Source organism: Flavobacterium sp. 38-13 (genome assembly GCF_001899155.1).
Classification (GTDB): domain Bacteria; phylum Bacteroidota; class Bacteroidia; order Flavobacteriales; family Flavobacteriaceae; genus Flavobacterium; species Flavobacterium lindanitolerans.
This window is the reverse complement of sequence record NZ_MKVG01000016.1, coordinates 259,949-273,377: the sequence shown is the minus strand read 5'-3', so window position 1 is coordinate 273,377 and position 13,429 is coordinate 259,949. Positions and strand designations below refer to the sequence as shown.

Annotated in this window: 11 protein-coding genes; 5 read left to right on the top strand and 6 right to left on the bottom strand. The window is 35.6% G+C overall.

Annotated features, from left to right (window positions below):
- The first annotated feature begins 72 nt into the window (after nucleotides 1–72).
- Both BGO88_RS11750 and BGO88_RS11745 read left to right on the top strand, forming a co-directional pair.
- The gene (locus BGO88_RS11750) at nucleotides 73–1,389 is read left to right on the top strand and encodes a DUF389 domain-containing protein (RefSeq protein ID WP_286707000.1); all 1,317 of its coding nucleotides are present in this window, start codon (nucleotides 73–75) and stop codon (nucleotides 1,387–1,389) included.
- 93 nt (nucleotides 1,390–1,482) lie between these two features.
- The gene (locus BGO88_RS11745) at nucleotides 1,483–2,307 is read left to right on the top strand and encodes a porin family protein (RefSeq protein ID WP_286706999.1); all 825 of its coding nucleotides are present in this window, start codon (nucleotides 1,483–1,485) and stop codon (nucleotides 2,305–2,307) included.
- Here BGO88_RS11745 and BGO88_RS11740 read toward each other — a convergent pair.
- From BGO88_RS11740 to asnS, 6 genes are all read right to left on the bottom strand, one after another.
- The gene (locus BGO88_RS11740) at nucleotides 2,302–2,907 is read right to left on the bottom strand and encodes a hypothetical protein (protein ID WP_273238089.1); all 606 of its coding nucleotides are present in this window, start codon (nucleotides 2,905–2,907) and stop codon (nucleotides 2,302–2,304) included. The two genes, BGO88_RS11745 and BGO88_RS11740, sit on opposite strands and share 6 nt — an antisense overlap.
- Before the next feature lie 3 nt (nucleotides 2,908–2,910).
- Complete coding sequence (gene rpoN / locus BGO88_RS11735; RefSeq protein WP_056071818.1) at nucleotides 2,911–4,377, bottom strand: RNA polymerase factor sigma-54; 1,467 nt, start codon at nucleotides 4,375–4,377, stop codon at nucleotides 2,911–2,913.
- A gap of 253 nt (nucleotides 4,378–4,630) precedes the next feature.
- Entirely contained in the window at nucleotides 4,631–5,020 is a 390-nt protein-coding gene (locus BGO88_RS11730; RefSeq protein ID WP_286706998.1) for a hypothetical protein, read from the bottom strand.
- 694 nt (nucleotides 5,021–5,714) lie between these two features.
- On the bottom strand, nucleotides 5,715–6,173 hold the full coding sequence (locus BGO88_RS11725; RefSeq protein WP_286706997.1) for a hypothetical protein: 459 nt from the start codon (nucleotides 6,171–6,173) through the stop codon (nucleotides 5,715–5,717).
- Entirely contained in the window at nucleotides 6,164–7,822 is a 1,659-nt protein-coding gene (locus tag BGO88_RS11720) for a hypothetical protein (RefSeq protein ID WP_286706996.1), read from the bottom strand. The genes BGO88_RS11725 and BGO88_RS11720 overlap by 10 nt, the downstream gene beginning before the upstream one ends.
- A gap of 76 nt (nucleotides 7,823–7,898) precedes the next feature.
- Nucleotides 7,899–9,332, bottom strand: a complete 1,434-nt coding sequence (asnS, locus tag BGO88_RS11715) for an asparagine--tRNA ligase (RefSeq protein WP_056072512.1) — start codon at nucleotides 9,330–9,332, stop codon at nucleotides 7,899–7,901.
- Nucleotides 9,333–9,497: 165 nt separating this feature from the next.
- On the opposite strand from asnS, the gene BGO88_RS11710 reads away from it, so the two are divergent.
- The 3 genes from BGO88_RS11710 (at nucleotide 9,498) to BGO88_RS11700 (ending at nucleotide 13,335) form a co-directional block, all read left to right on the top strand.
- Nucleotides 9,498–10,271 carry a sensor histidine kinase gene (locus BGO88_RS11710; RefSeq protein ID WP_286706995.1) on the top strand — a complete coding sequence of 258 codons (774 nt, stop codon included), beginning with the start codon at nucleotides 9,498–9,500 and terminating at the stop codon, nucleotides 10,269–10,271.
- Nucleotides 10,234–10,953: a LytR/AlgR family response regulator transcription factor gene (locus tag BGO88_RS11705; RefSeq protein ID WP_056071840.1), complete on the top strand. Its 720-nt coding sequence runs from the start codon at nucleotides 10,234–10,236 to the stop codon at nucleotides 10,951–10,953. Before BGO88_RS11710 ends, BGO88_RS11705 begins: the two co-directional genes overlap by 38 nt.
- 111 nt (nucleotides 10,954–11,064) lie before the next feature.
- A complete protein-coding gene (locus BGO88_RS11700; RefSeq protein ID WP_056071843.1) occupies nucleotides 11,065–13,335 on the top strand; it encodes a cation:proton antiporter in 2,271 nt (756 codons plus the stop codon).
- Nucleotides 13,336–13,429: the final 94 nt, after the last annotated feature.

Here is a 13,429-nt window from a genome sequence, read left to right as displayed (position 1 = left end):
ACTTGAAGGATAGGTTTCGTCTATTTTGACATTAAAATTAAATTAATTACCTTATGCTAAAAATAAGGGAATATGAGGAAAATTACAACCCTGTTTAATCTAAGTGAAGGAGAAGATAACCGGGAAAAGACACTCGAAAGCATAAAGAAAAACATTTCTTTTAAAGGAGCCAATCTTTGGATTTTGGCTTGTGCAATAATCATAGCATCAGTAGGGCTCAATGTAAATTCGACCGCTGTCATAATAGGAGCGATGCTTATATCGCCTCTTATGGGGCCAATTGTTGGAGCCGGTTTTGCATTGGGTATTTACGATTTTGGACTTCTGAAAAGATCACTTAAAAACCTATTAGTTGCTACTGCAGTTAGCTTGACGGTTTCTACGCTGTATTTCTTTTTAAGTCCGTTCAAAGATGTTCAGTCTGAATTATTGGCAAGAACTGCACCCAATATTTATGATATACTTATCGCTTTTTTTGGAGGGATTGTTGGCGTTATTGCAGTAACCCGGGTTGAGAAAGGGAATCCAATACCCGGGGTTGCAATTGCCACGGCGTTGATGCCGCCGCTTTGTACGGCAGGTTATGGTATTGCGACCGGACAATGGTCTTTCTTTTTGGGTGCTTTTTATCTGTATTGTATCAATTGCGTTTTTATTGGACTTGCTACCTTTTTAATTATAAAATATCTTAATTATCCTGCTGTAAAACAGGTAAATGAAAAGCAACAGCGTCAGGTCAAATATATTATTTCTTTTCTGATTGCAATTATGATTATTCCGAGTAGCTACCTGGCCTATACACTATACAGAGAACAACAATTCAAGAAAAATGCAGATCTGTTTATTGAAAATAAATTTACAAGCAATGGTTATACGGTTATCTATAAAAAAACTGAATATAGTTCCAGAAGAAAGCAACTGGAACTGGCTTTTTTATCTAAAAGATTTGATAAGGCAGAACTTAAAGAACTTCAACGGGAATTTGTAAAGAATAAATATCTGCAAGGAGGCAGACTTGTTATCCGCCAGGACAGCACAGACAGGCTCTCGGCACTGAAAGGGGATATACTAAACCAAATACGAAGTAATGAAAATGAAGTGGATGGCAAGGATGCTAAAATTATGAAACTTGAAAAAGAACTTGCAGATATGCGTTTTGATAATGTGCAAATCCTAAAAGAAACCAAAGCGCTTTTTCCTTCTGTTACTTCAATAGGCATATATAAAAATAATATCGCCGTTCAAAAAGACAGCATCGTTCCGATAACAGCAGTTGTTTATGAAACTTCTGTAAAATTGGACAAGAAAGATAAAGTAAGATTTAGGCAATGGCTCAAAGAAAGGCTTTCGGTAAATAATATGACTTTGTATAATAAAGACGATGATTAATTGGTTGATATTTTTAAAAATTGGAATCTAATAAAGGAAACTTCAGCTTAGATTATCTTTTTTTATTACTTTTATTTGCTCAACTGCCTACCTATGAAAAAGTACTTTAGCATCTTTATATTCTTTATTTCTTTAAGCGCTTTTGCCCAGGATCCGGTGAAGGAAAAGCAGATTAAGCAGGCACAGGAACGAGAAGAGCAGGAGCGTATAAAGGAAGTTTTAAGCAATGATAAAACGACCGATATCCGTAAAGTAGAAGAGGATAAAAAGAAAAAAGATTCTATAAGCGCTACGGTAACCGTAATCGACTCCTTATACAGGGAAGACCAGTTTTACATTGGACTGACTTATGATTTATTACAGAACAGGCCGGATGGTGTTAGCCAAAATTCATTTTCATCCGGAGTTCATATTGGTTTTTTAAGAGATTTTCCGCTCAACAAGAGAAGAAATATTGCCATTGCCGTTGGTCTGGGCTATTCCATGAATGATTACAGGCAGAACATAAAGATTACCGAAGTTGATGGAAAACCGTTTTATGAAGTAGTCAACGAAAACGATGTGAATTTCGATAAGAATAAATTTGCGCTCCATTATTTAGACCTGCCAATCGAATTCCGATGGAGAACTTCAACAATCCAAAGCCACCGTTTTTGGAGAATTTATACCGGATTTAAGCTTAGCTATCTGGTGCTTAATAAATCAAAATATGTCCAGGGAAATGAGAAAGTCAGGATTTTTGGCAATGACGATTTTAATAAGCTGCAATACGGCGCTTATATTTCCTTCGGTTATAATACATGGAACTTCCATGCCTATTATGGCTTGAATTCATTATTCAAATCGGAAGCAAAAATTGACGGTAAGTCAATTGATATGAATACTTTGAATATAGGACTGATGTTCTATATACTATAACCAAAAATAAAGAAGTCCTATTTGGGGTATCACTCCGGATAAAAATCCCACTATCAATTCTTTGGTGTCATGGGCTTTCATCGACAATCTTGAAGTGGCCACAATTCCGTTTAGTAACAGGAGAAAAGCTACCAGATAAATATGATTGGTTTGTGTGTGCAGACTAAATCCGATTGCAAAAACGGTTATCGAACTAATGGCAATCATGTGTATGCTTGCCTTCAGGTTGATAAAAACGAAAAGTAAGGCTAAAACCGTGCTGACCAAAGCTCCAAAGAAAAAATAATAAAGCTCAGGGATAAGTTCAATGCGAATGCTTTCCCGAATCAGTATATAAAGCAATAGGACATTTACAGCCAATGGGATTTTTCGTTGCGAAATTTCCGAAAGCATAAAAGAATTGGCCCTGCCCAGAGTCATAAGGAAATAAAATATGGAAATCGGAATCAGGATTGTTAGTATGATAACCTGAATCGTGACCAAAAAAACTTCCTGATAGGGATGGTATCGTTCTGTGAGGAAAAAATAGAGCAGGACTGCATATACCGAAATAAACATCGGATGGAAAACATAGGAAATTATAGAAAGCAGTCTTTTCACTATCTATATTTTCTTCCTCATTCGTGCTACAGGAATATCTAATTGCTCTCTGTATTTTGCAATTGTCCTTCTGGCAATCGGATAGCCTTTTTCCTTTAATATTTCGGCTAATTGGTCATCAGGCAACGGTTTCTGCTTGTCTTCTTCCTCAATAACATTCTGCAATATTTTCTTGATTTCCAAAGTGGAAACATCTTCACCCTGGTCATTTTTCATGGCTTCAGAAAAGAATTCCTTAATCAGTTTTGTGCCATAAGGAGTTTCTACATATTTGCTGTTTGCCACGCGGGAAACTGTAGAGATATCAAGACCAATCATATCGGCAATATCCTTAAGAATCATCGGTTTCAACTTGGTTTCATCACCGTCAAGGAAATATTCCTGCTGGTAGTGCATGATGGCATTCATGGTTACAAATAAGGTTTCCTGACGCTGACGAATAGCATCGATAAACCATTTGGCTGAATCCAGTTTTTGCTTAATGAATTGTACGGCTTCTTTCTGCTGGCTTGACTTGTCACGGGAGGCCTTATAAGTCTGCATCATTTCCTGATAGTCTTTGGAAACGTGCAATTCAGGAGCATTTCGTCCGTTTAAAGTCAATTCCAGTTCACCGTCAACAATCCGGATAGTGAAATCAGGAACAATATGTTCAATCATCTTATTGTTTCCGGTAAAAGCGCCGCCCGGTTTAGGATTCAGCTTTTCAATCTCATCAATGGCTTTCTTCAACTGGTCTTGTGAAACACCATATTTTTGAAGTAATTTATCGTAATGTTTTTTGGTAAAAGATTCGAATTGATTCTCCAAAATATCAATAGCCAATTCAACAGATTCGGTTGGTGTTTTGTGTTTTAGTTGCAGTAAAAGACATTCTTGCAAGTCGCGCGCGCCTACTCCGGAAGGTTCTAATTCATGAATAATATGGAGTATTCGTTCCACATTTTTCTCATCGGTGTAAATTCCCTGAGTAAATGCCATATCGTCAACAATATCGGGAACGCTTCTGCGGATGTAGCCCATATCGTCAATACTGCCCACTAAAAACTCTGCGATTTCGCGTTCCTCGTCATTCAATATAAAAGTATTCAGCTGATTGATAAGGTCCTGATGGAAACTTACAGGCGCTGCAAAAGGCATACTGCGGTCTTCGTCGTCATCGCTGTAATTGTTTGCCTGAAGTTTATAATCAGGCGTTTCGTCATTGCTTAAATATTCATCAATATTGATGTCTTCGGCATCAATTCTGTCATTGTCGAATTCATCATATTCGTCATAATCATCGTTTTCGAATTCGTCTCTTTCGTATTCATCCTCTTCCTTCCCGGCTTCCAATGCCGGATTTTCCACCATTTCTTCTTTTAATCGTTGTTCAAAAGCTTGCGTAGGCAATTGGATTAGCTTCATCAGCTGAATTTGCTGTGGAGATAATTTCTGGGACAATTTAAGTTGTAAAAACTGCTTAAGCATCTATTGAGTTATTTGGTATTTATAGTTCAAATTTAAACATTTTCAACTAAAAATGGCACACGTTAAGATAAACTTGTGCCATTTTGATAAGGAGTTCTATAAAGAAATTAATCCACAATAAATTAGGGATAATTTTTATAATTAATTTTTAAATAGGGTAGCTTTTGGTTGAAAAATGAGAGGTGTGATTATCTCTTTTAAATCCTTTTTATTAGTTTTTATATTGAAATGAAAATATTATTCTTGACCCAATTTAGTCTTTAATTAATTTTTCTACCAGCCAAACCCGTTCAACAGGGTATAATTGCCCGAAATTTTCTTTATCTCTTATGTAAATACTTATATCAAAGAATTCTGAGTAATAAAATTCAGGTTTTTTTTCTCTTTTAGTTTTTGTTTTTTTTGCAACCATACTGTTTAAGTCCTCAATTGTACAGACATCATCCTTAATTAATTCGAATTTTTCTTCTTTTTTCTTCTTCTTTTTGTTGTATACAAAGGTTTGGTTGTCAATTGCGAATATGCCATCTTTAAAACCGTCTTTTGAGGAATCAAAAATGATGACAACTTTTTCTTTGTTGATTTGCGAAAAGCTTTCTGTAAAAACAATTACAAAAAGAATTATCAGATATTTCCTCATCATAGCTAATTACAATTAGTGTTCGAATTTTAAGTTGTTACGTTAGTGAAATTATTCTCTGTAGTTGAAACAAATTATTCCAAATAACTGTATTTTGGTTTATATCACTCAATAGACCAATTCCATTTTACCTTGTATAGAATACCTTTATTATCACTTAGTTTTTCATAGATGTAAATTTTATCGAAATAATCATTATAATAGTATGCAACGACAGGCCGTTTAATTTTTTTTAAATAATTGTCGACTTTCTGAATGGCCTGTTTTCCAGAGATTAATTTTTTTTTCATAGTCTTTGAAATTGACCTCCTTTTTTATACCACTGCTATCAAATACAAAAGCAAGCTTATGATTACTCTTAGTGACTGATTTGTCTTTTAAATAAAAATTTATGGTTTCATTATCAGAGTATTTCTCGTCACCGTTATTCTTATCAAAACAAATATAAATCGTCTCTTTTTTTATTTCATTGTTTTGTGAGCTTGAGTTATTTATGATTAAAAAGACAAATAATAAACTATATATTTATTTTTTATTGACATGGTGGATTTGTTAGTTATTATGTTTATAATCTCGCTTCTTTGTCATAAAGGAATATTTTGTCAAACAACAATTGAAAATTTACTATTTCATATTACAAATTGAAAGCTAATGATAATAGAAGGAGTGCTGATTATTTTTAACACTTTTTGTTGTTTTATTCAATGCCTTTATAATAATGCCAACTGACTTCATATAGAATGCCAGCATTAGGGGAAGTTCTTTTGTATAAAAAAACTTTTTCAAAATAAGAATTATAGCTAGTTTCTATGATAGGTGGAGGGGTATTTTTAGGATTTTTCTGCCTCCATTTTTTTACATATTTTTTTCTTTGATTCATGATTTTTTCAACCGCCATTTTTTCTGTAATTAATTTTGAAATATCATTTTCTGAAATGCATTTCTGCTTTTGTTTGGATTTATTATAGCTGAAATAACTTCTGTTTCCTATATAAAAATTAGTAGTAATTGAATCAATTTTAATTTCCTTGTTGTTGATGTCCTTGTCGTCATAAAAAATATAAATAGTTTCTTTAGGCTTGTTTTGTCCTTGACAAAAAACCACTTGAATCGTAAAGAAGAAAAAACTGTGTATTATAATTCCTTTTATTGACATGGTGAATTAGTATTATTGTTTAAATAATTTTGCCTAACAGCTCTTATGGCTAATCGTTCTGCGAGAGGAATGTGATTCCAAGCTACAGTAGGGTTTGCAGGAAGTCCTGTAGATTCATTAAAAGGACCGGTTCCCATTAATCCTTCCCAAGCTAATGATTTATAAACGTCGTCGGACTGAGAGTTATTATCAAACTGCTTTAAAGCTTGAATAATAATGTTGATGTAATGTTGTGCCATCTGTTCATGTTGTTGCGCGCCAGGATTATTGTTTCCAACCGCCCATCTTATATAATAATCATAAATACCTGGGAAATTACTTTGAAGGTTATTGATATAAGTAACCCATTGTTGTTGCGAATAATTATGAAAGTTTACATGAGGAACATTAGTGCAGCTAAGCATTTTACGATAGATTTCAGCATGGATCATTTCATGTATCATTGTTCTTGCAACTTCTAAAGAAGGCCTGTTGAGGTTATTGGTGTTAAATTGTATTTCAATTAAATTAGAGGTAAGCGGGGTTAAGGTTTGAGCATTTGTAGCAGGGTCATTATTAAAATCTGCTAGGTTTCCGCTGGCGCTAAACTTTAAATTTGCTACAGAAAAATCTCCATCAAAGTTCTGCAAATAGTTTTGAAAAGTGGGAGCATTCCCTAATTGAGTATATACATTATTTAGGCAAGGATTATTCTCAAAAGTTGGGTCTTTTATTATTCTATATGTAAAATCAACTTCTCCACCACGCATCATCGCATCAATAGCTTCTTTTGCAAAAAGTGAGCTTGGAGTTGAAAAATTGTTTGAAATTAAAAAATTAAATATTGAGCGATAAACCGCTTCCGGCCTTTTGCCTGCAAGCCAGGTTCGCTGTTCGGGTGATAAACTTGCTAAAAACAACCTTCTGCCAACATTTACATTATCTCCATGTACAGGTACTGTATTTGGGACTGATGTGCCTGGAGCAGGACCGCGAATAGGAGTAGGATTTGACGGGTAATTTATATAACCTCCGCCACCTCCACCGCCGCTACCTGAAGCACTACAAATAAACATGTGTGAGGTGCTACTGCTTGGACCGCTTTGACAACTGCATGATTGTCCGGGCCAGTGTCCTGCACAGGGGCATTGTTTTTCCGTTACAAATGTGAGTGCATAACAGTCTCCTATTCCCATTCGGGCACCTGTTTTGTAATCTACAAAATAGGTTTCAACTACAGCCAGACCATCTGTGTCTTTGTTGTATTTGTATTTGATGACAGAAACTCTTGGCTCTTCCTTTCCCTCTATAATTTCAACTAAGAGATTTTCAAATGAATTTTCATCAGATTTATCTCTCAATATGGCAAATGTATAGGAAGTATATCCTTTTGCGCTAATTTTATTTATTTGGGTAGAATCGATAGTAAAACCATTAACGTCTTCGAGTGGAGATTTTTTTAAAAAACCAGAGTTTACAGATATATGCCTCGAAAGTAAAGAGGAAGTCTTTATAAATTCTTCTTTTTTGCTTAGTTCTGCAAAATTTGTTTTTATAAGTTCATACTCTTTTTGAATATTTTCAGTAGGTTCTGAGGTGTCGTCTTTAGTACAACTTATAGCTAACAGTAATAAAATGCTAACTTTTAAAAAGTGCTTAAATAGTTTCATGGCTTATAAAGTTTCTGTTAAGTTAACAAAAAACTTTATAAGCCATGAATTTTTAATATAATTTTTTTGCTATTTGTTAAAATTCTGCATTTCCAGGAGTCCTTGGAAAAGGAATTACATCTCTGATATTTGTCATTCCAGTTACAAACAATACCAGTCTTTCAAATCCAAGACCAAAACCGCTATGAACGGCAGTTCCGAAACGTCTGGTATCTAAATACCACCAAAGTTCTTCTTCGTCTATGCCTAATGTTTTCATTTTTTCAACCAAAACATCATAGCGTTCTTCTCTTTGAGAACCACCCACAATTTCTCCAATACCCGGGAAAAGGATATCCATAGCGCGAACTGTTTTTCCGTCTTCGTTCAAACGCATGTAAAAAGCTTTGATGTTTGCTGGATAATCGTAAAGGATTACCGGACATTTGAAATGCTTTTCAACAAGGAAACGTTCGTGTTCAGATTGTAAGTCAGCGCCCCATTCCTCAATGATATACTGGAACTTTTTCTTTTTATTAGGAGTTGAATTCTTTAAAATGTCGATAGCTTCGGTATAAGAAACGCGCTTGAAATTGTTTTCCAAAACAAAGTTCAATTTTTCAAGCAGAGTCATTTCACTTCTTTCCGCTTGAGGCTTTGATTTTTCTTCTTCTAACAAACGGCCTTCTAAAAATTTCAGGTCGTCAGCACATTTATCCATTGTGTATTTAATTACATACTGGATAAAATCTTCCGCCAAATCCATGTTGTCATCCAGATCATTGAATGCTACTTCCGGCTCAATCATCCAAAATTCCGCTAGGTGACGGGAAGTATTGGAGTTTTCAGCTCTGAATGTAGGTCCAAATGTATAAATCTGTCCTAAAGCCATTGCAAAAGTTTCGCCTTCCAACTGTCCGGAAACGGTTAGGTTGGTGTGCTTTCCAAAGAAATCTTTTTTATAGTCGATATGTCCTTCTTCTGTTCTTGGCAGATTGTCTAAAGGCAACGATGTCACCTGGAACATTTCACCGGCACCTTCTGCATCGGCTCCTGTAATTACCGGAGTGTTTACATATACGAAACCTTTTTCCTGAAAATATTGATGTACGGCAAAAGACAATACCGAACGCACTCTCATAATAGCACCAAAAGCATTGGTTCTAACGCGCAAGTGAGCGTTGGCACGCAAAAATTCAAGCGTATGTTTTTTAGGCTGCATCGGGAATTTTTCAGGATCGGAATCACCTAAAATTTCCAGACTTGTTACCTGAATTTCATATTTCTGACCGGCTCCTTTGCTTTCTGTCAAAGAACCTTTTAAAGCCACTGCCGCTCCGGTAGTGATACGTTTTAGCGTTTCAGCCGGAGTATTTTCAAAATCAACCACACATTGGATATTATTTATAGTCGAGCCATCATTCAAAGCAATAAATTGATTATTTCTGAATGTTCTTACCCAGCCTTTTACATAAACTTCCTGCAATGTTTGAGCACTATTCAATAGCTCCTTAACTTTTGTGTGTTTCATTTTTAATGTTATAAAATAGTTTTGATTTATTCCTGCGAGCCAAAAGACAGGCTTTTCGCTCTGAAAAACAGAACGCAAAGATAATAAAAAAATCAGTCAGGAGATGCCTGTTGTGTTGTCAAGTCTGTATTCCGTTTTTTTCTCTAATTTTACAAAAAAATAAAAATGAAAACCAATATTTTGGTCTCAGATACGCTGTATGTCATCGGGATTGTGTTCATCATAATTCTCGTGATTCTTGTATTTTTTCTTATTTACAAATTAAAAAAGGCAAAAGCCCAAAGAAGAGAATTTGAGGAAAAATATAATACGCTTGAAGTGAAAGTCAATGGACTGAAATTAGAAACTCTGGAATCAAAACTAAATCCGCATCTTTTTAAGAACATACTGAATTCGATACAATCGCATGCCTATCAGACCTATCATGCGCTTGACAAGTTGGCAAATGTTCTGGATTATATCTTGTATGAAAGCCAGAAAAAATTTGTTTCTCCAAGAGAAGAAATAGAGTTTGCGTTAAACCTGATTGAAATCAATAAAATTAAGGTCAGTCCTCTTTTTGAATTAAAAGTAAAAACGAAAATCAAAGAGGCGGAATTGCTTTATGAACAGCCGATTTTAGCGCCCATGATTTCGATTGATTTGATTGAAAATGCATTCAAGCATGCTGATTTGAAAAGTCCTGATGCTTTTATTTCCATCGTATTTGAATTTCGGGACAGCTGTTTTTACCTTACCGTTTCCAATAAAATATCCGACCATCGGACTTTGAAAAAAGAATATAGCGGATTGGGTTCAAATACGCTGGACCAGCGACTTAAAATAATTTATAACAATAATTACAAGCTCGATAAATTTGTCGAGGACGATGTTTATATTGCTCACCTAAAAATAGACTTACTTGAATACAAAGCTCAAATGCTTGCTGCTGGACGATGAATTGCCGGGATTGACTTATCTCAAAATGCTTTGCGAACAGATTCCGGAACTGGAAGTCGTGAAAGCTTTTGACAATCCTGAAAAATTGCTTGCCGAAATGGCCAACCTGGATTTTGACCTCTGCATTACAGATATCGAAATGCCGGGTATTGACGGTCTTAGCGTTGCCAATCTGTTGAAAGATAAAATGGTCATTTTTACGACGGCCTACAAAGAGTATGCTGCCGATGCTTTTGATATAGAGGCTATCGATTACATTACCAAACCGGTAAAGAAAGAACGGTTACAGAAAGCTGTGGTCAAGGCGTTGGAAAAAAACAACAAGAAAGCAACCAACAAGAAGTTTGTTCAGTTGAATACGGATAAAGGAAAAGCGCTGCTGTTTTTTGACCAGATTTTATACATACAGCCATCAGAAACGGACAGTCGTGACAAGGAAGTTTTAATGAAGGATGGAAATATAATCCTGCTCAAAAATATCACTTTTGCCAAATTGCTTTCTCATTTGCCTAAAGCTGATTTTTGCCGAATCAATAAGAAGGAGATTATCGCCATGAAGACAGTCAAATTCTTTGCACATGATGAAATTACGGCTACAATTATGGATAAGAACGGAAAGAATCTGGTACTTTTTTTAAGCGATATTTACCGTTCCGATTTCTTGTGTAAAGTCAATATTTGAGTTTTATTACAAAATTTTTCCTTCTTGTTACAATAGCCCCAAAGTATTTTACAAAATCAATTTGTAAGAGATTTTCAATACAGATATTTGCAACAACAAATTACTTACCTCATGCAAAAGCACAAAAATTCTATTTTTTATGTTCTTCTGATAGCTGTTTTTTCTGCAATAATGTATTGGTTCCTCGATAAGGGAAAACACCTGGAGCATGGAAGGACAATTATTGAAAAAACTTCAGATAAAACCCAATGGGAAGAGTTTATCCTTTCCATGCAGCATAGTTTGCAACATCCATTGGCGATTTTGTTGGCCCAGATACTTACCATTATTTTAGTGGCCCGTTTTTTTGGGTGGATTTGCAGAAAAATTGGTCAGCCATCGGTAGTAGGTGAAATCATTGCCGGAATTGTTCTTGGACCATCATTGTTGGGATTGTACTTTCCGGAATTTAAAGAAACCATTTTTCCGGTAGCATCGCTTGGAAATTTGCAGTTCCTAAGCCAGATTGGACTGATTTTCTTCATGTTTGTTATAGGTATGGAACTGGATTTGAAAGTGCTGAGAAATAAGGCGCATGATGCAGTAGTAATCAGTCATGCCAGTATCATTTTTCCTTTTACACTGGGAATCGGGCTTGCCTATTTTATGTATGAGTCCTTTGCTCCTGAAGGCATCGAGTTTTTGTCGTTTGCACTTTTTTGCGGCATAGCGATGAGTATCACAGCCTTTCCGGTTTTGGCTAGAATCGTTCAGGAAAGAGGCATTCACAAGACAAAATTGGGAAGCATCGTAATCACTTGTGCAGCGGCAGATGATATTACAGCCTGGTGTATTCTGGCGGCTGTTATAGCTATTGTTAAAGCCGGTTCTTTTGTAAGTTCTCTGTATATTATTGCTCTGGCTGTGGCTTATGTATTCCTGATGATTATGGTGGTAAAGCCGTTCCTGAAAAGAGTAGGTGACCTGTATTCTTCCAGAAAAACATTGAGCAAACCAGTTGTCGCTATTTTCTTTCTGACACTTATTATTTCGGCTTATGTGACAGAAGTTATCGGAATTCATGCGCTGTTTGGAGCTTTTATGGCGGGTGTAATTATGCCGGAAAGTGCCAAATTCAGAAGTATTTTTATTGAAAAAGTAGAAGATGTTGCTTTGATTGTATTGCTTCCGCTATTCTTTGTGTTTACCGGATTGAGAACAGAAATCGGTCTTTTGGATGATCCGTATTTATGGAAGGTAACCGGATTAATTATTGCCGTGGCAGTAGCAGGTAAATTTTTGGGAAGTACATTGGCTGCAAAATTTGTGGGACAAAACTGGAGAGACAGTTTGTACATAGGTGCGCTGATGAATACCCGTGGATTAATGGAGTTAATCGTTCTTAATATCGGTTATGAACTGGGCGTACTTTCACCAATGATTTTTACGATGATGGTAATCATGGCTTTAGTAACGACTTTTATGACAGGCCCGGCATTAGACTTGATTAATTTTATTTTCAAGACCAAAAATTCAATCATACCGGAAACGATAAGCAACAAGATAAAGTATAAGATATTGCTTTCTTTTGCGATTCCGGATAGGGGAATCTCCTTGTTGAAAGTAGCGAACAGTCTGGTAAGAAAACAAAATGGCAATGCCATCGTTACGGCAATGCACTTGTCTTCCAGTAACGAACTGCACGGATTTGACGCCAGCCATTATGAACAGGAAGTGTTCAAGCCTATTGTTAATGAAGCCGAAAATCTGGAGCAAAAAATCATTACACTTTTTAAGGCATCAGTAGACATTGACTCAGATATAACCGAAATTGCCAACCAGGGCGAATTTGATTTGCTGTTGATAGGATTAGGACAGTCTATTTTTGAAGGAACATTATTGGGAAGAGTTTTAGGCTATACTACAAGAATCATAAATCCTGACAGACTTATCGATAAATTTACAGGAAAAGAAGGATTGTTTGAAAACTCTCCTTTTGATGAGAGAACACGCCATATTATTGCCTACAGCAAAATGCCGGTTGGTATTCTGGTTGATAAAAATTTAGACGAAATCGATCAGGTGTTCATGCCGCTTTTCTCTGCTGAAGACCGATTCCTGATTGAATACGCACAGAAGCTGATTCACAATAATGGCTCACAGGTAACAGTATTGGATCCTACAGGAGAAATAAAAAACAACTCTGAAATTAAGGAAAGCATACGTGCTATAGAGCAAATTGCTCCAAACCACATAGCCATGTCAGGTGAAAAAACCATGAAAAAAGAATTTCTGGAGAAACAAGACCTGATGATTATCAGTCTAGATAGCTGGAAAAAATTGGTTGACTCACAGAGCGTTTGGTTAAATAATACGCCTTCGGTGTTAATTATTAAGCCGTAAAAGTTTTAAATTTTTATTTTTGTATTGAATTATACTTATAAAGATTACGTTATTATTAATTCTAAAAACCTGCTATGTTGTCCATAGCAGGTTT